The following is a 23,090-nucleotide window of genomic DNA, read 5'->3' as shown; positions in this document are numbered from 1 at the left end:
TATCACCCCTGATAGCCAGCTGCTAGCTTGCGAGAACCGATCCGATGCGCCGGGGGGCCGTCACACCGAATATCTTCCGAACCCCTCTCGCTGATCAGAGGCGCCCGTTGGATGGACGAGCGCCAGCGCATCGGCGACGGCATCGACCTGGTCAGTCAGCAGGCTGGTCGCGACGCGGATATGCTGCGTGTCCGTGATGGAGCATTTCTTCCCGGGCAAGACAGCGATGCCTCGCGCCGCTAGAGTGACCAGCGCAAACTGCTCGGAGCGAACCGGAAGCCACAGGCACAATCCGTCCCTGTCGGGAATGTGCAGGCCACGGTCCTTCATTCGATCGATCAATGCGCGGCGGCGTGTTCCATAGACCGTCTTCGCGTGGTCCACCGCAGCATTGCTCGCGAGGTCGGCGATCAGCCAGGCACCGGCGGCCTGAAGAATGCGGCTCGTCCATCCGGCGCCAAAACTACGGTAGGCCTGGATCTGGTCGACGATGCTGGCCGAGCTCGACAGGACAGCAAGCCGCAGATCCGGACCGAACGCTTTTGACAGTGAAAGAATGTGAACGGTGCGCTCCGGATAATGAGCACCGAGGCTCGCCGGCGGAAGGCTGGAAAGGTCGCCGATGCCGTCGTCCTCAACGATGACGAGATCGCTATCCTTCAGAACGCGCGCCAACTCCTTGAGCCGCTCGGATGAAACCTGGTGTCCGGTAATTGCATGCGTACGGGGCTGGTAGAGGAAGGCGGATGGCTTCTTTTGAAGCGCCTCGGCAAGAGATTTCGGGCACGGACCATGCTCGTCGCAGTTCACGGGGATGATATGGGCCCGGAGATTGTCCAAGATATCGAGCAATCTCATCGCCGTCGGATTTTCGATGGCCACGACGGACCCTGGCATGACCAGCGCCTGCAGGGTCACGTTGACCGCATCGTATCCGCCGTTGGTGGCGAGGAACGCCTCTGCGGCATAAGGCCAGCGTGGCCGCATGACAGCCTGGAGCGAATCGAGGATCGGAACCCGCAGGTAGCTGTTCAGCATCGCAACCTCTGCGCCGTGCAGCAGCGCGTCGCCAAGGGGCGGCAACAATGCCGGGTCGGGGACCGCCACCGTCAGGTCGATGACGTGCTCGCCGAAATTCCCGATGTTCTCGAAGCGTGACGGCCTTGGCGCGATCTTATCACCGCAGACCCAGACCCCGTTACGTCCGCGACCGCTGATCACGTTGTGCCGGCGCAACTCGCTCCAGGCGGAGGAAATCGTCGCCGGACTGACCCCTAGAGCCCGCGCGATCTCCCTGACCGGCGGTAATTGCGTGCCGACCGGAATCGCGCCCGAGCGAATAAGCGCGCTCGTTTCAAGGGCGATGCCGCGCATCGTCCGTTCGGTGAGCCGATCCTTCAGCCACGCAGTCGAGAAAAATGCTGACATGTTCGTTTTCTTTGTTCAGTAACAAAACTATAATTGTACAGCCACTATTAAACAATTAATATTTGGCTAACCGACGACAAACATGCCGAGGGAGCAGCCTTGACCATTACGATTCGATTGGCGGTGCGGGATTGGGATTACATTGTTCCTCTCGCGGTGGGCGACCTTCGCGCCAAGGACTTCAACCTCGAAGTTCATCGCGTCGAGACGCTTCCGGAAGATCTCGCGAGCGATCCGCTTTACGATGCCGGAGAGGTGTCGTTCAGCCGCTACTCGCTTGCACGTGCAAAGGGCGAGACGTCCATTGTCGGCGTGCCTCATTTCCTGATGCGGGCCTTTCGGCATCGCTGCATCATCACCTCCAAGAACAGCGGCGTCACCCGGCTCGATGAGCTCGCGGGGAAACGTATCGGCCTCACCGGCTGGCAGGATTCCGGCAATACCTGGACGCGCGCTCTGTTGAGGCGCGAAGGTGTCGGCATAGAGGAAGCAAGCTGGTTCGTGGGCCGGCTTACGAAATCCCACCCTATCGTCGACCGCCTCGGGGGCTATGGTCGCCCCGGGCGCATCGAGGCCGTTCCGGGGGAGCGGCCGATGATGGAATTGCTGCGGGAGGGTTGGCTTGACGCGGTCTTCACGCCCTTCATGCCACCCGGCTTTTTCGACGCCGATTCCGCGTTTCGTCAATTGGTGCCGGACTTTCGACAAGCCGAGCGCGCCTATTTCAACGATGTGGGCTACGTGCCGGGAATTCATCTGCTGGGGATCAAGCCCGAGATCGTCGCCGCGCATCCCTGGTTACCCGGCGCCTTGAGCGACATTCTCGATGAATCCGCCCGCGTCTGGCTCGAGAAGCGGGCGAAATATGCCGACACCACACCTTGGATCATCGACGAGATCCGACAGGTGGCGCAGGATCTGCCTGCCTCGTGGAACCGCAACGGCCTTGAGGCCAACGAGCGCATGATTGCCGATTTCGGCATCGAACTGCACGCCCAGAAACTCACCGATAAGCTTCTCACGCCGCACGATCTCTTTCCCGACGCCGCAAGCGCCTTAGGTCAGTCATGAAACCGCAGCCAGGAACACCGACGATGAAAGTAGCACTTGGACAATTCGCGGTAAGTCGCGAGTGGCAGGAAAATGCCGACACATGTCTGCGCCTGATGAGCGAGGCGCAGGTGGGCGGTGCGGATCTGCTGGTCCTGCCCGAGGGCATTCTGGCGCGCGATATCGCCGATCCCAACCTCGTGCTTAAGGCAGCCCAAGAGCTCGACGGCCCTTTCGTGACGCAGTTGCTCGCGGCCAGTCGTGGCAACAATCTGACGACAATGACCAGCGTTCATACGCCGGCGGGCGACGGCCGGGTCTGGAATGTGCTGATTGCCATCCGCAACGGCGAAATCCTCGCCGAGTACCGCAAGCTCCACCTTTACGACGCCTTCTCGGCCAAGGAATCCACCAACGTCACGCCTGGCGGGGACGTGCCCGCGCTGGTGGACGTGGCTGGGTTCAAGGTGGGTCTGATGACCTGCTACGACGTACGCTTTCCCGAATTGGCGCGACGGCTCGTGCTCGATGGGGCCGATCTCCTCGTGCTCCCCTCCGCCTGGGTCAAGGGACCGCTCAAGGAGGCGCATTGGGAAGTGCTCGTCACGGCACGCGCGCTCGAGAATACCGCCTACGTGGTGGCCGTGGGTGAATGCGGGGAACGCAATATCGGCAACAGCATGGTGGTCGATCCGCTCGGCGTCGCAATCGCGCGGGCAGCGGAAGCGCCCGCCCTGGTGTTCGCCGAGGTCGACGCCGCGCGCATTGCCTATGCGCGCAACGTCCTGCCGGTTCTCGCAAACCGTCGCTTTGCCAAGCCTGAACTCAACCAAACAATCGCCTGAACAGGCTCGCCACCAACAAAGGGAATGTCGCTATGAATTCAAAAGTTCTTGCCCCCGCCTTGCTCGCTGCGGCGCTTTTCTCCAGCCCGTCGTTGGCCCAGGACGCCAAAATTCCGGTGCAGACGGCCGATGCCACCTTGCACGCGAAGTTGCCTAAGGAAATCCGGGACGCCGGCGAGATGATCACCGTGAACAGCGGCTCGTTTCCTCCTTATGAAATCGTCAGCGATACGCGCAGCATGAGCGGCGCGAGCGCGGACCTGGCGCATGCTCTGGGCGAGGTTCTTGGCGTCAAGGTCAAGCACGAATCCGTCAGCGGATTGTCGAGCCTGCTGAGCGGCATCAAATCCGGCCGCTATCAGTTTGCGATCGGTCCGGTCGGCGACTTCCCCGAGCGCCAGGCCGCCAACGATTTTGTCGATTGGGTGCAGGAATACGTCGTGTTCGCAGTGCAGATCGGCAATCCCAAAGGCATCAAGTCGCTCGCCGATACCTGCGGCCTCAAGATCGCCGTGCAATCCGGCGGCTCCGCCGAACGCGTGATCAAGCAGCAGGCCACTAAGTGCACCGAAGAGGGCAAACCTGCCGTCGAGGTTCAATCTTTCCCCGACCAACCCACGTCGATTCTTGCGGTCCGCTCGAAGCGCTCGGACGGTTTCTTCTCGTCCCAGGCGCCCCTGACCTACTTTGTCCAGCAATCGAACGGGCAGCTTGAACTTGCGGCGGTCGGGCAATCGAACGGTTTCGACGACCTGTTTCAGGGCACGGTGGTGCCGAAGGATTCTCCCCTCGGACCGGTGATCCTCGAAGGCTACAAGAAGCTGTTCGACAATGGCACCTACGCGACCATCATGAAGAAGTGGGGCCTCGACAATAACATGCTCAAGGCGCCAGGCATCAACCTTGCAGGAAAGCGACCGCAGTGACGGATCGCGCGCTTACACCCGGGGCACTCCCCGGTGATGACGTCGCGGAGCTCAGGCTTCGCGACGTCGCTCATGCCCACCGGCCCATCAACTATGGCGGCTGGATCCTTTGGGTCGTGACGATCCTCATCACGGTCGATTTTCTTTGGGTCATCGCCCACAACAAGAACTTCGAATGGTCGGTCGTTGCACAATGGTTCACCGCTGAGTCGATCATGCGTGGCCTGTCGGTCACCCTCGGCCTCACCGTGGTGGCGATGCTCATCGGCGTTGTGATCGGTCTCTTCCTCGCCATCGCGCGCCTCTCCGAGACGAAACTGCTGGTCGCCCTATCCAGCATCTACATCTGGTTCTTTCGCGGCACGCCGCTGCTGGTGCAGCTGATCTTCTGGTACAATCTCTCCACCCTGTTTCCGGTCATCTCGATCGGTGTTCCTTTCGGCCCGGAACTGGCGCGCTGGAACACCAACGATCTTATTACCCCACTGACGGCGGCGATTGCCGGATTGGCTTTGAACGAGGCCGCCTACATGGCGGAGATCATCCGCGGCGGCCTGTTGTCGGTGGATCCCGGGCAAGTTGAGACGACGCAGGCCTTTGGGATGACGCGGGGACGCGCTTTGCGCCGCATCATCATTCCGCAAGCGATGCGTTCCATTATCCCGCCCACCGGAAACCAGCTCATCAGCATGATCAAGGCGACCTCGCTGGTCAGCGTCATTGCCATGGGCGATCTGCTGTATTCGGTGCAGGCGGTCTATAACCGCACTTTCGAGGTCATCCCTCTGCTGATGGTCGCAGTCCTGTGGTATCTCCTCATCACCTCCATCCTGAATGTCGGCCAATCCTTCATCGAGCGCTACTACGCGCGCGGCGAGAAGGGCTCATCCACGAAAGCGCGTCGCGCAACGGATGACGACGTCATCAGTGATGCGATCCACATGGGAGATGCGCGATGACCGCACCGATCCCTACAAAAGCCATCACCGCAGCCAGACCTCTGGTGGTCGCCCGCAACGTGCATAAGTCGTTTGGCGACAACGAGGTTCTCAAGGGCATCGATCTCGATGTCTGGCCCGGCGAGACCGTCGTCGTCCTCGGCCCGTCCGGCTCCGGAAAATCCACGTTTCTGCGATGCATCAACCATCTCGAGGCGATGGATCGCGGCTCGATCATGGTCGGTGGCGAGCAGATGGGCTACCAGCTGCGCGGACGACGCCTGCAGAAACTGTCATCGCGCGCCATCGCTCGCCAGCGCCAGCAGATCGGCATGGTGTTTCAGCAGTTCAATCTCTATCCGCATCTCACCGTGCTGCAGAACATCATCGAAGCGCCCATCGGCATTCACGGTGAAAGCAGACGAGAGGCAGAAGCCTACGCGCTTGCCTTGCTGCAGCGCGTGGGTCTCACCGAGAAGGCCGACGCCTATCCGCGGCAATTGTCGGGCGGACAGCAGCAGCGCGTTGCGATTGCTCGCGCGCTGGCGATCAAGCCGAAGCTCATGCTCTTCGATGAGCCCACCTCAGCGCTGGATCCGGAGCTGGTTGGTGAAGTCCTCGCCGCGATGCGCGATCTTGCCGATCAGGGCCTCACCATGATCGTCGTCACGCATGAAATCGGTTTCGCCAAAGAAGCCGCCGACCGCGTCGTCTTTATGGATGGGGGACACATCGTCGAGCAGGGAAAGCCCGAGGATGTGCTGGTCAATCCCGCGCACCCTCGCACCCGGGCCTTCCTCGGCAGGTTCATCTAGCGAGCGGAACGACACGCGCGGCGGCGAGCTCCTAGTTGAGCATGCCGCCGTGTTCTATAACTTGGATCACCAACACGTGAACCGAATCGGTCCAAACTCAAGAACGTGACCGATTTTTCCGTCTGTCGAGCACGAGGTTCACAAAAACGGCGCTCCACTTTGCCTCGTCATGCTTTAGGATAAAGCCGTTGTCACACGGCTGCATCGGGAGTAGGGGCTGAATTGCTGCGGAACGTCTCGCGTTCTCCGCCCGTGCACCAAAAGGTTGCAAATCGGCACAATGAGGGTCCGCCTTGGATTGGGACAAGATCCGACTTTTCTACGAGGTTGCGGAAGCCGGGAATTTCACCCGGGCGAGTGAGAAGCTCGGACTGAACCAATCCTCGGTGAGCCGTCAGATCAGCGCGCTCGAGCGCGATTTAAAAGTTCCCCTCTTCCATCGCCACGCCCGCGGCCTCATCCTGACCGAACATGGTGACGTGCTCCACAGAGCAGCCCGCGACGTGCATCTGCGACTTGAGGCGACGCGCCAGCGTCTCACGGAAACCAGCGACCGACCCGCTGGCGATCTCAAGATCACTGCGACTGTCGGGATTGGCGGAATTTGGCTTGCCCAGCGCATCACCGAATTCCTCGATGCTTATCCCGAAGTGAACATTCAGCTGATTCTTACAAACGACGAACTCGACCTCGCTATGCGGGAAGCGGACGTGGCGATCCGGCTGCGACGCCCGGCTCAGCCGGATCTGATCCAGCGGCGCCTGTTCACCATTCACTATCATGCCTACGCGTCTCTCGCGTACGTGGATCGCTTCGGTGAGCCGGAGAGCGTGGCGGATCTTGATCGCCACCGCATTGTCTCTCTGGGGGGTGATCAGCCTGCGTTCATCCTGAACCTGCACCGATTGACCAGCCTGGGACGCAACCCAAAGGATCCGCGCCCCAATCGCCTCATGGTCAATGACAGCCTCGCTCTCCGGCGAGCGATCGAGACCGGCACCGGAATCGGCATGGCACCGGATTATGCGATGGGCGGCAACCCGAACGTGAAGCGAGTCCTGCGGGAGGTCGAGATGCCGACGCTCGACAGTTACCTCGTCTATCCGGAAGAAATGCGCTCGGTCGCAAGAGTGCAGATCTTCCGGGACTTTCTCGTCGCGAAGGCACAACGCTGGGCTTATTGAGCGACCGTTTAGCGAAAGTCGACGAGAGGTTCGTCGTAGATCGCGGTACGCAAAACTCCGTCACCGGTGACGACACCGCGATACATTCCGGAGCAATTGAAGGTCAACGAGAACGCGCCGCTTCTATCGACCGCGATGACTCCGCCTGAACCTCCAACTGGCGCCAGAACGTCGACGACGACACCGTGCACGGCTTGTTGGAGATTTTGCCCCGCATAGCGGAGGCGAGACGCGATTTCGTGACCGGCAGCGTAGCGGATGAAAATTTCGCCGTGGCCGGTGCCGGAGACGGCGCAGGTCTCGTCATCGGCCCATGTGCCCGCGCCGATCACGGGGCTGTCGCCAACACGGCCGGGAGCCTTCGCCGTCATGCCCCCGGTCGAAGTCGCAGCCGCCAGATGGCCATTGCGGTCGCGCGCCACGGCGCCGACCGTGCCGTGCTTGCGGGATTCGTCGTGATCCTCCCCGCCGCTCCGTCGCATCGCCAGTGTTTCCTGCAACGCGTCCCAGCGTTGATCGGTGAAGAAATAGGACGCGTCCTCAAACGCGATGCCGTTCTGGCGGCAGAAGTTCAGGGCGTTGTCGCCGATCAGAAACACGTGGTCGGATTTCTCCATCACGGCGCGGGCTGCAAGGATCGGATTGCGTGGACCGCAGATGCCGGCGATGGCCCCGGCCGCGCGATCACGACCATCCATGATGGCGGCGTCCATTTCCTGCAGGCCCGCCGATGTGTAGACCGCGCCGCGCCCTGCGTTGAACAGCGGCTCGTCCTCCAGCGTCATCACGGCCGCGGTCACCGCGTCGATGGCCGTTCCGCCATCCGCCAGCACGACGCGCCCTGCTTCGAGCGCCCGGCGTAGCCCGGCATGATAGGCTGCTTCGCGTTCAGGCGTCATCTTCGTACGCAGAATCGTACCGGCGCCGCCATGAACGGCGAGGGTGAAATCGGTTTTGGACGACAAGGCGCTTGTCATGAGCGTGGTGTTCCCGTTGAACGAAGCTGGATCAAAGTGTCTGCGAGGCCGGGCCGGTGATGGCCGTTGCGACCGGTCATGGGACCGGCGGCGACGAGAGCATCCAGTACCGCCTCCTGCGTCGCGTCGGCCATTGCCTCGAAAAGAAGATCGATGCGGTCCTCGTTGAGTACGCGTTGGTCGATGAGCGCGGCGCGCTCGTCGTGAAGCACCGTGTTCGCCGTCGTGAATCCAAGTGCAATATCGCCGCTTCCATGCCCCCAGAATGAGCCAAGGCGCGCCAAGCCGGCGCCGGCGCGGCGAATGACGCGCTTGAGCTGGCGGTCGCCCAGCGGAATATCGGTCGCCATAACGATAATGACTGAACCCTTCTCCGTGGTCTCGCCGTCGACCGCCGACGGCGGCCGCACAAGCGTTCCATCGGGAAGACGAAGATCTCCGGCGCGCCCGAAATTGGCGAGCACCAGAACGCCCAGATGAAAACTCTCGTCGTCGAGGGCGATCCGGCGGGAGGATGTGCCGATGCCGCCCTTGAACCCGAACGCACTCATCCCGCAACCGGCCCCGACCGCGCCGGATACGAAATCCGCCGATGCGGCGTCCAGTGCCGCGGTGGCGTCCGCTTCGGTCACGGCAAGTGCCTGAATGTCGTTGAGAAAGCCGTCATTGCATTCGAGCACCACCGGATTCACGGTCGCCGTCTCCCGTCCAATGTCCGGGTTGGCGCCGATGGCATGACGGACGAGGGCGGTGCAGCAGGTGCCGACCGCGAGCGTATTGGTGAGGAGCAAAGGTGTCTCGATCGTTCCGAGTTCCTCGATTTGAACCAACCCGGCGCTCTTGCCGAAGCCGTTGAGGACATGGACCGCCGCGACAGGCTTCTCGCGATAGGCATTTGACGCTGGGGGAACGATCGCGGTCACACCCGTGCGAATGCCGCCGTGATTGAGAGTCCGGTGACCGACGCGAACGCCCGGCACATCCGTGATGCTGTTGCGGACGCCCGTCTCCGTACGACCGCAGGCGAGTCCCGCATCGCGTGCACGAAAAAGCGACGTCATGCGGGGCACTCCGCCTTCACGTATGCGGCGATCTCGGCATGTGTTGCGATCCACACGTCGGCGCGCCGCGTGATCTCCGCCAGCAGTTTCTCGAGAATCCAAATGCGCGAGCGGTACCCGGTGACGTGCGGATGCATGGTCAGCAGAAAGAGGCCGCCTTCCTCGTAGGCTCTCTCGAACTCGCGGAAAAAGATATCATAGACATCCGCTGGAGCGGTATGCGGGCGCAATCCGTTGAACCGGTGCATATTGAAATAGACCGCGTCGTCGCGAATCCATTCCACCGGCAATTCCACGATGCCGGTCGCCTCACCCTTTTCCACGAGTTCGTAGGGATCATCGTCGGCCATGAGCGAGGAATCGTAGAGCAGGCCGAGTTCACGCTCGATCCGCAGCGTATCGGGGCTGAAATCCCACGACGGCGTGCGCATGCCGACGGGTCGTGTTCCACTGACGCGTTCGAGCGTGTCGGCTGCCCGGAACATGAGATCGCGCTCGGTCTCATAGGGAAGCTGACTGTTGAGTTCGTGAATCCACCCGTGAATTCCGAGTTCATGACCGGCCGCAGCAACCCGCCGCTGCTCATCTTCATAGAGCAGGGCGGTCACCGCCGGCACGAAGAATGTTGCCCTGACGTCGTGCTTTTCCAGCGCGTCGAGAATTCGCGGAACCCCTTTTCGGTTGCCATATTGGCCCTGGGACATGCGCCCGATCGATTGTCCGCCGTCACGCAATTCATTGGTTTCGTGGTCAGAATCGAACGAGAAGGCGACTGCACAACGCGCACCGTTCTTCCACCGTGCAGGCTTCATCGATCGTCCGGCACGCACGTGATTGACCTTGTCGCGCCAGACATCGTCCTGCCAGGCCCAAGGTTCCTGCTGCATCTCGTCCAAACCGCTTGCTCCCTTAGAAATTTCCGTTGGTGGAGGCCACCGCGACCTCGAAACTCAATCTACGATCGCCCGCCATCCACCGAGAGGATCTGACCAGAGATCCAGCCGGCAGCATCGGATGCGAAAAACATCACCGTGTCGGCGATATCCTGCGGTCGGCCGAGGCGCCGGGTGTGAATGCTCTCGAGCAGACGTTGCTGTCCCTCGGCGCCATAGCTTTCCCACTGACGTTGGGTGGCGGGGTTCGAGAGCACGAATCCCGGCGCGATGCTGTTGACGGTAATGCCGAAGGGGCCGAGTTCGAAACTCAACTGCTTGGTCAGGCCCACCAGCGCATGCTTCGACGCGGTGTAGGCCTGGATGCCCGTGAGGCTCGGGCGCAATCCGGCGCCCGACGCAATGTTGACGATCCGGCCAAAGCCCCCGGCCTTCATGTGCGGAGCCGCGGCTTGCGAGCACCAGAACGCGCCGTGCACATTGGCCTCGAACAGCACCAGCCAATCCTGTTCGCTGACCTCTTCGATTGGCCGACCGACCTGCCCGCGGACGCCGCCAGCACAGTTGATCAGAATGTCGATGCCGCCGAGCTTTTCGGCCGTACCCCGCACCGCCTCGCCGACAGCATCGCGGTCGGAGAGGTCCAGAGTGTGCGTGATTGTTGCGCCCGCCTCTGCGGCGTGGCGCAAGCCGGCCTCGTCGAGATCGAAGGCTGCGACGCGGACTCCATCGGCGGCAAGCGTCTTCACGATGCTGCGACCGATGCCTTGTGCCGCCCCGGTGACGATGGCACGACGGTGGGAGAGGTCAATTTTCATGGCTGCAGCATCAAATCCAGCGTGACCCAGGATTGCTCGCGCCGGCCGTCCTCGATGTCGTGGATCAGCTCGACCAACCTGTCGATCGTGGGCGTCTTGACGCGGGCCTCCGCGCCCAGTGTTGCGATGATGGCAATTTGCGCATCCACTTCCGTTTTCCGCTTACGGACCGCAAGATCGCGCCAGATGCCCGAATGGGTTTTGGCAGTATGCCGGTTGAACTCCTCCATGTCGGCGACCGAGCGGCGCGCCGCGTTCTCATCAGCGTCGGGCATGAACGCGGCGGGATCGAAGCCGTTGAAACCCAGAGGTGTGACATGGCGCGCGAGGGCCACGGCCATCACTTCGCGGCCGAGGCGGTTGAAGACCTGAAAGTGCCGCTGCGACGCAAGGTTGTCCGACATTGACTCGTTCGTCAGCGCAGTTGCAAACAGGATGGCGCCGTAACCAAGCTTGCCCCAGAGATAGCCCCAGATGTTGTCGGTGAGCACCGCATCGGGTTCAAAGATCGACAGCAGCCGGTGATAATCCCGGGCCGCACGCGGTTCGCTGTCGCTGATTTCGCCGACCGCCACGGTTGCGCGATTACCGAAGAGAATACGGCCTGGCTCCAGCCAATCCGCGCCGAAATTCACAAAGCAGCCAACCGTGCGTTCCTGGCCAATTTCTTCGGCGATGACGATCTCGTTCAGACCGTTCTGCGCAGAGAGCACTGAGCCATCTTTCGCCAGGTGCGGCTTGAGCGCGCGCACTGCGTCCCGAGTGTGGTGCGCCTTGACGGCGAGGATGATGCGCTTGAACTGGCCCCGCACGCCTTCAGGCGTCGTGGCGCGGACCCTTTGGGTGAAAGCTTCGACGGGCCCATCGATGACGAGTCCGTCGCGGTTCATGGCCTCGACGTGTTGCTCGACGATGTCGACGAGCAACACGTCCTCGCCCGCGCGCGCCAGATAGGCGCCGAGCGTGCCGCCGATGGCGCCAGCACCCCAGATCAGAATGGTGTTTTGATTTGTGACGGAGTCCTGCATCACCAGGTCTCGATCAGCGCGCGGGTTTCCTCCAGTGCCACCGACCAGATAGCGTTCATGTCTTCGTCCGGGCGCTGGTAGCGGCCGCCGAAATTGCCATCACCGAGCATCTCGCGGACGCCTTCGGGTCCGAAACTCCGCATGCGCTCGAGATCCACCATCGGCTTTTGATGGTCCGGCTGTTCGATGCCGGCCAGCCGCGTCCACGGGAAATTTTCCATCCAGGAGGCGTGAGACGCGACGGGATCGATCTCCTTCACCTTCTCGAAGGTGCGGGGCGCGTTCCACCAATTGTGGAAGCGGACGCGGCAATCGGTGTTCCTGCCCATCCATTCGAGCGCCGCGCTTTGACCAGGCGAATTGCCGCCATGACCGTTGACGAAAAGAATGCGGCGAAAGCCGGTGCTGCGCAGGCTGTCAAGCATATCGGTGAGGATACGCAGGTATGTTTCAGCCTTCAGCGAAACCGTGCCGGGATAGGCCATGAAAGATGGCGTGATGCCATAGGCAACGACTGGAAACACTGGAACGCCCAAAGGTTCCGCGGCCTCGACGGCGACGCGCTCAGCCAGGATGCTGTCGACCGAGAGGCTCAGGAAGGCATGCTGTTCGGTGCAGCCGAGCGGCACCACCGCGCGGTCGTCCGACTTCAGGTATTGTTCAACCTGAAGCCAGTTCATGTCGCTGATCTTCATGAAGGCTTTTCCTCTTTGGTGACGGCTTCGGTGCGCAGACGCTCCAGCGCCGGGATCAGGGTTTGCCGAATAGCGTGCGGGTCGGGCACGTATCGGAACTCGATGGCCTGCCGGCCGGACGGCAGGTCCTTCAAAATGGGTTCGGCGCCACTGGCATAGACCAGCACATCCAAGCCTAGCAGAAATTCCTTGAGGTCCGGAGCGGTGACAAGTCGGACTTCGGCATCCGAGACGTGCGGCGTAAAACGCAAGACGCCCGGTTTCATAAGCGCCATGAATTCTGGAAAAATCGACACGATGCCGATGCGAGCCATCGGATCGATGACGGCGAGGAGTGCGCGAGTCTCCTCCGCGGGAATGAAACTCAGGCCCACCACTGGTATGCCGGCGGGCAGCAGGTTTTCGACCTCACCGCGACGATGGGCCAGCGTCACGCACAAATCATAGGGAAGGGGTTCGGATACGGCCTTTTCGATTGCGCTGACCGTGGTGGCCACAATGGTATCGCCGCCGCCGAGGTGCCCGCGGATGCAATCGACATATTGCTGCGTCGTGTCGATGAAGTTCCCCACCATGACGATGCGCAACGGACGCAGGGATGAGCGGCCCCGCGCCGCGCGGGCATTCACCAAGGAGGCGACCAGGGACGGCGCGAGGCCGAGTTGTTCAGCCTCATTGAACAACCCATCGATGCGGCGCTGCAGCTTGCGCATCGCGGAGGAGCGCAGGCCGTCGCTGCTATGACCGTCGCCCACATAGGTGCCGGCACCGGGCTTCGATTCGATCAGTCCGGATTCGCGCAATTCGCGATAAACCGTCGCAACGGTCATCGGCGCGATGCCGGCTCGTTCGGCGAGTTCGCGTACCGACGGCAGGCGCACGCCCGACGGCAATTCGCCGAGCGCGATGCCGAACTCGATCAAACCGCGGAGCTGCACGCCCAACGGAACGGGGAGCGTGCGATCAAGCGATCCGGCAAGCCCGACAAGAATCGTCTCGCCGTTGGACCGTTCTATCGGGCTGTCACAGTCGGCATTTGCAACAGTAGAGTTATTATGTGTCATCTATACGTTGCTGTTGACTTTTGCGGGTTTGGCGACCTACCGTCATAATCGATAAGAACACATTGGACGAAAAGACCGGTTCTTAGCAAGAGGGGATATTTGATGAAACAAACGTTCAAGCTTGGCGGGGCGCTCGCCGCTGCTCTTCTTCTCGGGACCATGCTCGGCGGCACGGTTTCGGCTCAGACGCTGACCATGGGCGTTCGCGCCGGCCCGGACTCGATCGACCCGCATTGGTCGACCCTAGGCAGTCAGGCCGAAGCCCTTCGCCACGTGTTCGACACGCTGGTGATGGCCGACGAAAACCTGCAGATGAAGCCCGGTCTTGCGGTCTCGTGGAAGCCCGTCGATGAAACGACGTGGGAGTTCAAAATTCGCGAAGGTGTGAAGTTTCACGACGGTTCGGAGCTGACCGCAGAGGACGTGAAATTCTCCATCGACCGCATTCCGGTGGTCACCGGCCCGATGAGCATGACCATCTACACCAAGCAGGTGAAAGAGACGGAAGTCAAAGACAAGTACACCCTGCATGTGAAGACGAAGGTTGCCGCGCCGACACTGCCGAACGACTTCATCCGCCTGTTTGTCGTGTCGAAATCGATCGGCATGGATGCGCGCAACGAACAGTTCAATTCCGGCAAGGCCGCCATCGGCACAGGCCCGTACAAGTTCCTCTCGTGGGAGCCGAAGGGTGATCTGGTCGTCGAGCGCTTCGATGGCTATTGGGGCGACAAGCAGCCCTGGCAAAAGGTCGTCCGCAAGGAGATCCCGAACGATCCGGCCCGCATGGCGGCGCTGAAGTCCGGCCAGGTCGATCTTGTCAACTATGTGCCGGCGACCGACTACGCGTCGATGCAAAAGGACAAGAGCGTCGACACCTTTGTGGCCGATTCCGTCTACTTTCTGAACATCACGCCGAACGTGAAGGAAACGTTGCCGAAACCGGTGAAGGTGGACGGCAAGGAAATCACCGCCAACCCGCTCCGTGACCCCAAGGTTCGCGAGGCGATGGACCTTGCCATCGATCGCAAGACGCTCGTGCGTGTCGTGCTTGAAGGCCTCGGGCGTCCGGCGAACCAGTTGATGCCGACAAGCTTCTTCGGTGGCAGCAAGAGCCTGCCGGAGCGCCCTTACGACGTCGCCAAGGCAAAGCAGCTTCTGGCCGATGCCGGATATCCGAAGGGTTTCGAGATCGACTTTCACTGCACCAACAATCGCCTGCCCGGCGACTCGGCGGTTTGTGAAGCGCTCTCGCAGATGTGGGCGCGCGCTGGCCTGAAGGTGAACGCCAATGCCCTCAACGGCACAGTGTTTTTCCCCGCCCAGCAGAAGGGTGAGTTCAGCCTCTGGATGAGCGGCTGGGGTACGCTGACGGGTGAGGCAAGCTACACCTATGGTTCGCTGGTTCACACGGCCGATCCGTCCACCGGCCTCGGCGCGTTCAACAAGCAGGGCTACTCGAATCCGGAAGTGGACAAGCTTCTCGAGGACGGCAGCCGCACCATGGACGACGCCAAGCGTCGCGCCTTGTTCGAGAAGGTAACCGACGTTTCCATGACGGACCGGGCGCTGATCCCGACAGTGCAGCTCCAGACCGTCTGGGCTGCCAAGAAGGGCACGATGACAATCCCGGCGCGGGTCGATCAGGAGACGCTCGCCTACGAGATCAAGCCCAAGAGCTGATCGCCACCCTGCGGCCGGCCCTGGCAAACGGCCGGTCGTTCCTTGACTGACGTGTCTTCAACCCCGCATGGGCAAGTATGATCGGCTTCTTTATTCAGCGCATCCTGCAGGCGCTTCTGGTGATCATCGCGATGTCGGTGATCGTGTTCGTTGGCGTCTACGCCATCGGCAATCCGATCGACGTGATGATCGATCCCGCGTCCGACCAAGCGTTGCGTGAGGCACTCATTCAGCGCTACGGCTTCGACAGGCCGCTAATCGAGCAATATTTCATCTTCATGGGCAATATGCTCAGAGGAGATCTCGGCGAATCCTTCATCTACCGGCTGCCGGTGATAGGACTGATCTTCTCGCGCATGCCGGCGACCCTCGAACTGGCCGTCAGCGCGATGCTGATCGCCACATTGCTCGGCATTCCTCTCGGCCTTTGGGCCGGCTACAAGCCCGATGCGATCTCGTCGAAATTCATCATGGGCCTGTCGGTTCTCGGCTTCAGCGTGCCGACCTTCTGGGTCGGCCTGCTGCTCATCATGGCCTTCGCGGTCGAATTGGGTTGGCTGCCATCGGGCGGGCGCGGGCCGGTCACCGATTTCCTCGGGATGAAGCTTTCCATCGGGTCGATGGAGGGTTTGAGCTACATCATCCTGCCGGCATTCAATCTCGCGCTGTTCAAGCTCGGACTTCTGATTCGCCTGACGCGTTCTGGCACGGTGGAGGTGATGAGTTCCGATTATGTGCGGTTCGCGCGCGCTCAGGGCCTTTCCGAGCGCAAGGTCGTCGGACTTCACGTCCTGAAAAACATTTCGATTCCGATCGTCACCGTCTTTGGGCTTGAACTTGGTTCGACGCTCGCCTTCGCGGTCGTGACCGAGACCGTGTTCAACTGGCCCGGCATGGGCAAGCTCATCATCGATTCCATCACCGTCCTCGATCGTCCGGTGATGGTCGCCTATCTCATTCTCGTGGTATTTCTGTTCGTGTTGATCAACCTCGTCGTCGACCTGATCTACGGCCAACTGGATCCCCGCATCCGCGTGAGGGCCGCATCATGAGCCTCGCCCCCGAAACCCGCTGGAGCAGGCTTTTCAACTTCTGGCAGGATTACAAGCAGAGCCCCGTCGCGTTGGCGGCGCTCATCATCATCGTGTCGGTCGTGCTGATGGCGATTTTCGCGCCGCTGATCGCGCCACAGGATCCCTACAACCAGGAAACGCTCGATCTGTTCGATGCGCGGTTGACGCCGGGCGAAACCGGGTCGGGCGGCTATGTTCACTGGCTCGGCACGGACGCTGCGGGACGGGATGTCTTCTCGGCCATTCTCTTTGGCCTGCGCACGAGCCTCATTGTCGGCGTCCTTGCGGGCACGTTCGCGTTGCTGCTCGGCGGCGTGGTCGGCCTGATGGCCGCCTATTACGGTGGACGGATCGAGGCGGTGATCATGCGCATCATCGATCTCCAGCTTTCTCTACCGGCGATCCTGCTCGCCCTGGTGCTCGTTGCCATGCTGGGACAGGGGTTGCCGCAACTCGTGACGGCATTGACGTTGGCGCAATACGCCTACTTTGCGCGTACCACGCACGGGGCGGCCAGCGCCGAACGCAGCAAGGATTATATCGAGGCCGCGCTCTCGACGCCGTTGCCTGCGCGACAGGTGCTGTTTCGCCATCTGTTGCCCAATGCGCTGCCGCCCCTGATCGTGGTGGCGACGGTGCAGGTTGCGAACTCCATCGCGCTGGAGGCCACGTTGTCGTTTCTGGGGCTGGGGCTGCCATTGACCCAGCCGTCGCTAGGGTCGCTGATTTCCAACGGCTTTCAGTTTCTGCTTTCGGGCCGGTACTGGATCTCGATCTACCCGGGCATCGCCCTGATGCTCACGGTGGTGGCCATCAATCTCGTGGGCGATCAGGTTCGCTACGTCCTCAACCCTAGGCGCAGCCGATGAGTGAGCCAGTTCTTCGCGTCAAGGACCTGCGAACCGAGTTCGCAGTCCGCGCCGGCATCGTCAAGGCCGTCGACGGCGTGACCTTCGAGGTTGGCCGTGGCCGCATCCTCGGCCTCGTTGGCGAATCGGGTTCGGGCAAAAGCGTCACCGGCTATTCCATTCTCGGCCTCATCGAGCTGCCGGGGCGAATCGCGGGCGGCGAAGTGCTGCTCAACGGCGTCGATCTGACAAAGCTCAAAGGCGAGCAGATACGCCGCGTCCGGGGCGCGCAGATCGCGATGGTCTTCCAGGACCCGATGATGACCTTGAACCCGGTGCTCAAGGTGTCGACGCAAATGATCGCGGCGGTCCGCGCCCACGATAATGTTTCGCGCAAAGTTGCGCGGAGCCGCGCCCGCGATGCGCTTGCGACGGTTGGCATCCCTAGTCCCGAGGAACGCCTCGACGCCTATCCGCACCAGCTCTCCGGTGGCATGCGCCAGCGCGTGGCGATTGCGATTGCGCTGTTGCACAAGCCGGCCGTGATTATCGCGGACGAGCCGACCACAGCCCTCGACGTTTCGATTCAAGGGCAGATTCTCGCCGAAGTGCGCCGCCTTGCAGACGAGACCGGCACCGCCTTCGTGTGGGTCACGCACGATCTCGCGGTCGTATCAAGCCTCGCCGATGATATCTGCGTCATGTATGCGGGCCGCGTGGTCGAGACGGGTGCGGCAGCGGACGTCATCGCGTCGCCGCGGCATCCCTACACCGCGGGTCTTCTCGCATCCGTGCCGGCCGAGCACGAACCGGGCGAGCGATTGCCGCAAGTTCCCGGCTCGGCGCCGTCGCTTGCCAATCTGCCGCCGGGTTGTGCTTTCGCGCCTCGCTGTTTCAAAGCGGGGCCGGCCTGCAACACCACACCGCCTGTCCAGCATTTCGAAGACGGACGCACCGCCCTCTGCCATTATCCGATTGAGCCCGATTCATGTCAGCCGCTCTCCTCGACATCGACCACGTATCAAAACGCTTCATAAAGCGTCCGAGCATCGGCGAGCGCATCGCGGGTCTGCTCGGGGCCGGGCGCACGACTGAAATCGTCCGCGCGGTCAGCGATGTCAGCCTGACTGTCCGCAAGGGCGAGGTGGTCGGTCTGGTCGGCGAATCCGGTTGCGGCAAGTCCACGCTGGGACGGATTGTTGCCGGGATCTACACACCGAGCGACGGCAAAGTGCTGTTCGACAAGGGACCGGTGGCGCGCGAGAAGGGCCGGCGTACGGACAAGCTCACCACGCGCATCCAGATGGTGCATCAGGACCCGTTCTCGAGCCTCAACCCTCGCATGCGCATCGGCGATACGGTCGGTGAAGGACCCGTCGCCCATCGCATCGTAAGAGCGCGCGACGCCGACGCCTATGTGGCGAACACGCTTGAACGCGTGGGACTAGACCCAAGCTATCGTCGCCGTTTTCCGCACCAGTTCTCGGGTGGACAGCGTCAACGCATCGCGATTGCGCGTGCCCTCGCCATGAAGCCGGATCTCCTGGTGCTGGACGAGCCGGTAGCTTCGCTCGATGTCTCGATTCAGGCGCAGGTGCTGAACCTGTTCATGGACCTGCGGCGCGATCTCGACCTCACGGCCATCTTCATCAGCCATGATCTGGGGGTTGTGCGGCACGTCTCCGACCGTGTCGCGATCATGTATCTCGGTCGCATCGTCGAACTCGCGCCGACGCCTGAACTTTATGCGGCGCCAAACCACCCCTACACGCGGGCCTTGTTCGAGAGCGTGCCGCGGGTCGGTGTCGGCCGAAAGAATTTCCGGCCGATCGCCGGAGAAATTCCTTCGCCGCTGCACCCGCCCGCCGGTTGCCATTTTCATCCGCGCTGCCCCTTCGCAGGGCCGCGCTGCAGACACGAGGTTCCCGCCTTGCTGCCGGTCGGTGAAGGTCGCCTTTCGGCATGTCACCTCAATACCGGCGGAACCGGCTGACTTCCTGGATCGGCAATCATGATACAGCAAACTCCTCTCGCCGCGCTGAATGAGCGTGTCGCGGCCGTCAACGATGTGTTGAATTCCACATCGGTGCTGACATGGGATTCACGCACGATGATGCCGGCCGGTGGCGCCGAAAACCGTGGACACCAGATCGCCACGTTGACTCGCGTCGCCCGCGACCTTCTGCTTTCTGCCGAGACGGCGGACGCGCTCGCCGCCGCGGAAAGGTCGGTCGAGTCATCGGCGCCGGACGCGGCCGAGCGCCGGATGGTCGCGCAGACTAGGCAGGCCTTCGAACATCACCGCCGTGTGCCAGCCTCCCTGATACAGGAGCGCGCGGCCCTTCGAACGATGGCGCAATCGGCCTGGATCGAAGCTCGCGCCAAAAGCGATTTCTCCATTTTCGCGCCACATCTTGAGAAAACGGTAGCGTTGGCGCGCGCCTATGCCGATTGCATCGGCTGGAGGGAGCACCCCTACGACGCCATGGTGTCGATCTACGAGCCAGGTGAAACTGCAGCCAGCCTTGGAAGGCTCTTTGATGTTCTTCGAGCCGGCATGCAACCAATCCTTGAGACTGCCCGGTCGCGGCCTGCGCCCCGATCAGACTTCTTGTGTCGCGATTTCCCGGAAGCCGAGCAGCGTGCATTTGGCCTGAGCATGGCCGGAAAGCTCGGCTATGATCTCACGCGGGGGCGGCTGGACACCGCGGTGCATCCCTTCGAGGTCTCATTCACGCGGGACGACGTGCGGATCACGACCCGCTACAGCAGAAATTACCTGCCGGCCTCGCTGTTCGGTACCGCGCACGAGACGGGTCACGCCCTCTATGAACAAGGAGTTGATCCGGCCTATACCCGCACCACGTTCGCGACCGATCTTATCGGGCTCTACGCGGTTGGCGGCACGAGCTTTGGGGCGCATGAATCGCAATCGCGCCTATGGGAAAACCACGTCGTGCGGAGCCGCACTTTCTGGCGCCTGCATTTTCCGGAATTGCAACGCCGTTTCTCCGATCAACTCGGAGATGTAAGCGCGGAAGAGTTCTATTGCGCCGTCACACGGGTCGAGCCAGGCTTCATCCGCGTCGAGGCCGACGAACTCACTTATGATTTCCACATCATGCTGCGTGTGGAGCTTGAATGCGCATTGATGGACGGTTCACTGACCGTGACTGATCTGCCCGCCGCGTGGAATGCTGCGATCAAGCGCGATCTCGGCCTCGACGTTCCCGATGATTCCAGGGGCGTGCTCCAGGACGTCCATTGGTCGACGGGCTATATCGGCTCGTTCCCGACCTATACGATCGGCAACGTGATGGCGGCACAAATGATGGAAGCGTTGCGCCGGGATCAATCCTCGCTCGATGCTGAAGTCGCCGCAGGGGACTACACCGGACTAGCGGATTCCCTGAGGACAAGGATCTGGCGGCACGGGCGACGTTTCACGCGGGACGAACTGCTCCGACGGGAAACCGGCCGCAGTCTCGACCCTGCACCATATCTCGAATACCTGCGGGCCAAATACGCAACCTAGACTTGGATAAGGTGCCTTGGCCTTGCCGCCTCATTTTCGGACGGCGCAGCCCCGCCAGAAAAAAGGCCGCCCTTGCGAGCGGCCCGAAGTTTAGGGAGGAAACGCCCAAGAAGGGCAACAGCACCGCGACGCCAATCGCCGTGCTGCAGGCCAATAGGTAGTTTTCGGGCAATGCTTTTGCAAGATGAGAAGGACAGCACCGCTGCCCCTTTTTTCGCCACTGTGCTCGTCCGTCGGCTTCGCAGCACAGAACCGGCGAAAGTCCGGACGATACGCGAATACGCGTTTTTGAGTGTTCGCCTAGCCTTCAATACATGCGCGGCTTGTCGAGCAGGTTGATCATCCGCTCGAGGTCGCCATCCACATAATGTGCGATATTCCTGCAGAAAATGTCGGTGATCTTCCGGTTCTCGCTCGGCGCTGTGCTGGCGGAATGGGGGCTGATCAGGACGTTCGGAAGGGTCCAGAGGGGTGAATCCGGTGGCAACGGTTCAACGGTGGTGACGTCGAGGCCGGCAAATCCGATCCGTCCGTCTTTCAGGGCGTCGATCATCGCCTTTTCATCCACGACCCGGCCCCGGGCGATGTTGACCAGAACGACCCCGCGTTTCATGGCCGAGATCACATCCCGGTCGATCATCCGATCGGTCAGGGGGGTGTGGGGTGTCGAGAGCACGACGTAGTCAGCCTGCGCCACAGCGCCTTGCAGGTCCGATTGACCCACCACGTCATCGGCGAACAATTCGCCCCGACGGTCCGGTGATGGTCGATTGACGACGGCAATCACTTTCATTTGGAACGCGCGCGCGATCGCGCCGATGCGCGCGCCGATCTGACCGGCCCCAACAACCGTAATCGTCTTGCCGGATAGCTCTCCGCCGCAATAACGATCCCAACGCTTTTGTGTCTGGTCGCGCAGCAGCCGCGGCAGATTCTTCGTGTGGCCCAGGAGAATGAGGAAGACGAATTCGGTAAGCGCATCCGCATGAACGCCACGGGCGGTCGTGACGATCAGATCGCTGTCGGCAAGTCCGAGTGCATGAACGCGCTGTCCGACCCCCGAACTTGTGGTCTGCACCCATCCGACATTCGGCGCGAGTGCCAGGCCGCGCTCGGTCTCGGAGCCTGCCGGAAAATCCCACAGGATGGTGGCCCTTGAAAGCCGGTCACGCCAACGGCTTTCCTGCTCGCTCGTGCGTCGGAAGCTCTCATCTCCCTCGTGATCTCCGAGATAGCGCGCCGGCGGAAGAAGATCGGGCTCGAAAATCACCTCGACGCGGTCAGGCGCCACGGCTCGAATGCGCTCGACATGCTCGTTCTCGAGAAAGGAGGTGATGAAAATTGTGTGCGGGGTGGTGGTCATGATCGAGGACTGCATCCGGCGGGCGATGACCCCGGGAGTATCACGAGCATAAGACTCCCCACAAGAAGCGTCGGCCGCAAGGTGATCGGATAGGATGTCATCGTGTCCGCCTCCGCCGACGCGGCGGACACGATGAGGCTTCTGATTATGGAATGATCTGAACGATCCGGCGCGTCCCCGGTTCGACGAGAACCGGTGTGTCGTTCACGACGGTGTAGCGGTAGCCCTGCACGTTGTATTCGGCCGGAACCTCGTAATAGGTCACGCCATCCGCAGGCAGCACCGTACCGACGCTCACCTCGTTGGTATAGGCATAGGACGCGGGCCTCTGCGTCACCACGTATTGACGGAACTGCGGCTGCTGCTGATCGGCGATCCCGCCGACGATCGCACCGGCGACGCCGCCGACTGCAGCGCCTATCGGTCCGCCAATGACCGCTCCGCCGACCGCGCCGGTCGTTGCACCTGCGGCGACGCCGCCACCCGATTGCGCAAAAGCACCCGTTGAGGCAACGCAAGCAACCGTAACAGCCATGAGAAGTTTCTTCGACATGTTCGTCTCCTAGCGGAACAGACATATTCCGAGAGACAGAACAACGTGGCTCCCAAAAGGTTCAGATCAGCTTTGCTTCCTTAGCGGAATCAGAACCCGATTACATTAACAGCACATGAACATACTATTAATCGATGGATCAGCCCGCATCATCGATACTCTACGAATTGCGCTCGCCGTGAATGCCTCACGAGAGGGACCGCGGGAGCAGCATGCAGACGACCAACGGGCTCGAGACTTTAAGTGAGAAACTCATTGGAATCTTTTCAACGTGGTCACATAAACCTAAATTACTGTCAGGGTTGCGGGGGCT

22 protein-coding genes are annotated in these 23,090 nt (G+C 61.5%); 12 read left to right on the top strand and 10 right to left on the bottom strand.

Annotated features, from left to right (window positions below; translation table 11 throughout):
• Positions 1-60: 60 nt before the first annotated feature.
• Positions 61-1,428, bottom strand: coding sequence for an aminotransferase class I/II-fold pyridoxal phosphate-dependent enzyme (locus FEZ63_RS13550; protein WP_150945307.1), 1,368 nt, complete (start codon positions 1,426-1,428; stop codon positions 61-63).
• Positions 1,429-1,527: 99 nt separating this feature from the next.
• Here FEZ63_RS13550 and FEZ63_RS13545 point away from each other — a divergent pair, with 99 nt between their 5' ends.
• The 6 genes from FEZ63_RS13545 (at position 1,528) to FEZ63_RS13520 (ending at position 7,186) form a co-directional block, all read left to right on the top strand.
• The gene (locus tag FEZ63_RS13545) at positions 1,528-2,499 is read left to right on the top strand and encodes a type 2 periplasmic-binding domain-containing protein (RefSeq protein ID WP_150945304.1); all 972 of its coding nucleotides are present in this window, start codon (positions 1,528-1,530) and stop codon (positions 2,497-2,499) included.
• A gap of 23 nt (positions 2,500-2,522) precedes the next feature.
• Positions 2,523-3,323: a deaminated glutathione amidase gene (locus FEZ63_RS13540; protein WP_150945302.1), complete on the top strand. Its 801-nt coding sequence runs from the start codon at positions 2,523-2,525 to the stop codon at positions 3,321-3,323.
• A gap of 32 nt (positions 3,324-3,355) precedes the next feature.
• Positions 3,356-4,249, top strand: a complete 894-nt coding sequence (locus FEZ63_RS13535; protein ID WP_150945300.1) for an ABC transporter substrate-binding protein — start codon at positions 3,356-3,358, stop codon at positions 4,247-4,249.
• Positions 4,246-5,208: an amino acid ABC transporter permease gene (locus FEZ63_RS13530; RefSeq protein ID WP_150945298.1), complete on the top strand. Its 963-nt coding sequence runs from the start codon at positions 4,246-4,248 to the stop codon at positions 5,206-5,208. The genes FEZ63_RS13535 and FEZ63_RS13530 overlap by 4 nt, the downstream gene beginning before the upstream one ends.
• Complete coding sequence (locus tag FEZ63_RS13525) at positions 5,205-6,002, top strand: amino acid ABC transporter ATP-binding protein (protein ID WP_150945296.1); 798 nt, start codon at positions 5,205-5,207, stop codon at positions 6,000-6,002. Before FEZ63_RS13530 ends, FEZ63_RS13525 begins: the two co-directional genes overlap by 4 nt.
• A gap of 293 nt (positions 6,003-6,295) precedes the next feature.
• Positions 6,296-7,186, top strand: a complete 891-nt coding sequence (locus tag FEZ63_RS13520) for a LysR family transcriptional regulator (RefSeq protein WP_150945294.1) — start codon at positions 6,296-6,298, stop codon at positions 7,184-7,186.
• 8 nt (positions 7,187-7,194) lie between these two features.
• On the opposite strand, the gene FEZ63_RS13515 is transcribed toward FEZ63_RS13520, so the two are convergent.
• The 7 genes from FEZ63_RS13515 to FEZ63_RS13485 form a co-directional block, all read right to left on the bottom strand.
• A complete protein-coding gene (locus FEZ63_RS13515; protein WP_150945292.1) occupies positions 7,195-8,163 on the bottom strand; it encodes an isoaspartyl peptidase/L-asparaginase family protein in 969 nt (322 codons plus the stop codon).
• Positions 8,160-9,224: a DmpA family aminopeptidase gene (locus FEZ63_RS13510; RefSeq protein ID WP_150945290.1), complete on the bottom strand. Its 1,065-nt coding sequence runs from the start codon at positions 9,222-9,224 to the stop codon at positions 8,160-8,162. Before FEZ63_RS13510 ends, FEZ63_RS13515 begins: the two co-directional genes overlap by 4 nt.
• Positions 9,221-10,111, bottom strand: a complete 891-nt coding sequence (locus FEZ63_RS13505; protein WP_150945288.1) for a polysaccharide deacetylase family protein — start codon at positions 10,109-10,111, stop codon at positions 9,221-9,223. Before FEZ63_RS13505 ends, FEZ63_RS13510 begins: the two co-directional genes overlap by 4 nt.
• A 68-nt stretch (positions 10,112-10,179) precedes the next feature.
• Positions 10,180-10,935 carry an SDR family NAD(P)-dependent oxidoreductase gene (locus FEZ63_RS13500; RefSeq protein ID WP_150945285.1) on the bottom strand — a complete coding sequence of 252 codons (756 nt, stop codon included), beginning with the start codon at positions 10,933-10,935 and terminating at the stop codon, positions 10,180-10,182.
• Positions 10,932-11,963 (bottom strand): ketopantoate reductase family protein, encoded by a 1,032-nt coding sequence (locus FEZ63_RS13495; RefSeq protein ID WP_150945283.1) that lies wholly within the window; start codon positions 11,961-11,963, stop codon positions 10,932-10,934. Before FEZ63_RS13495 ends, FEZ63_RS13500 begins: the two co-directional genes overlap by 4 nt.
• Positions 11,963-12,658: a creatininase family protein gene (locus FEZ63_RS13490; RefSeq protein WP_150945281.1), complete on the bottom strand. Its 696-nt coding sequence runs from the start codon at positions 12,656-12,658 to the stop codon at positions 11,963-11,965. The genes FEZ63_RS13495 and FEZ63_RS13490 overlap by 1 nt, the downstream gene beginning before the upstream one ends.
• Positions 12,655-13,722, bottom strand: coding sequence for a GntR family transcriptional regulator (locus FEZ63_RS13485; protein ID WP_150945279.1), 1,068 nt, complete (start codon positions 13,720-13,722; stop codon positions 12,655-12,657). Before FEZ63_RS13485 ends, FEZ63_RS13490 begins: the two co-directional genes overlap by 4 nt.
• Positions 13,723-13,824: 102 nt before the next feature.
• Between FEZ63_RS13485 and FEZ63_RS13480 the strand changes: the two genes are divergently transcribed.
• The 6 genes from FEZ63_RS13480 (at position 13,825) to FEZ63_RS13455 (ending at position 20,861) form a co-directional block, all read left to right on the top strand.
• Entirely contained in the window at positions 13,825-15,405 is a 1,581-nt protein-coding gene (locus FEZ63_RS13480) for an ABC transporter substrate-binding protein (RefSeq protein WP_150945277.1), read from the top strand.
• 77 nt (positions 15,406-15,482) lie between these two features.
• The gene (locus tag FEZ63_RS13475) at positions 15,483-16,457 is read left to right on the top strand and encodes an ABC transporter permease (RefSeq protein WP_150945275.1); all 975 of its coding nucleotides are present in this window, start codon (positions 15,483-15,485) and stop codon (positions 16,455-16,457) included.
• Positions 16,454-17,347 carry an ABC transporter permease gene (locus FEZ63_RS13470; protein ID WP_150945274.1) on the top strand — a complete coding sequence of 298 codons (894 nt, stop codon included), beginning with the start codon at positions 16,454-16,456 and terminating at the stop codon, positions 17,345-17,347. Before FEZ63_RS13475 ends, FEZ63_RS13470 begins: the two co-directional genes overlap by 4 nt.
• Complete coding sequence (locus FEZ63_RS13465) at positions 17,344-18,363, top strand: ABC transporter ATP-binding protein (protein ID WP_150945272.1); 1,020 nt, start codon at positions 17,344-17,346, stop codon at positions 18,361-18,363. Before FEZ63_RS13470 ends, FEZ63_RS13465 begins: the two co-directional genes overlap by 4 nt.
• Positions 18,315-19,319, top strand: coding sequence for an ABC transporter ATP-binding protein (locus FEZ63_RS13460; RefSeq protein ID WP_150945268.1), 1,005 nt, complete (start codon positions 18,315-18,317; stop codon positions 19,317-19,319). Before FEZ63_RS13465 ends, FEZ63_RS13460 begins: the two co-directional genes overlap by 49 nt.
• Before the next feature lie 18 nt (positions 19,320-19,337).
• Positions 19,338-20,861, top strand: coding sequence for a carboxypeptidase M32 (locus FEZ63_RS13455; RefSeq protein WP_150945266.1), 1,524 nt, complete (start codon positions 19,338-19,340; stop codon positions 20,859-20,861).
• Positions 20,862-21,168: 307 nt separating this feature from the next.
• Here FEZ63_RS13455 and FEZ63_RS13450 read toward each other — a convergent pair whose 3' ends face one another.
• Together FEZ63_RS13450 and FEZ63_RS13445 are read right to left on the bottom strand one after the other, a co-directional pair.
• Entirely contained in the window at positions 21,169-22,224 is a 1,056-nt protein-coding gene (locus tag FEZ63_RS13450) for a D-2-hydroxyacid dehydrogenase (protein ID WP_162419746.1), read from the bottom strand.
• Between the two features lie 145 nt (positions 22,225-22,369).
• Positions 22,370-22,777, bottom strand: a complete 408-nt coding sequence (locus tag FEZ63_RS13445) for a DUF1236 domain-containing protein (protein WP_150945261.1) — start codon at positions 22,775-22,777, stop codon at positions 22,370-22,372.
• Positions 22,778-23,090: the final 313 nt, after the last annotated feature.

Origin of the sequence: Microvirga brassicacearum, assembly GCF_008757455.1 — a bacterium.
GTDB lineage: Bacteria > Pseudomonadota > Alphaproteobacteria > Rhizobiales > Beijerinckiaceae > Microvirga > Microvirga brassicacearum.
This window is presented reverse-complemented; position numbering and strand designations above follow the sequence as displayed.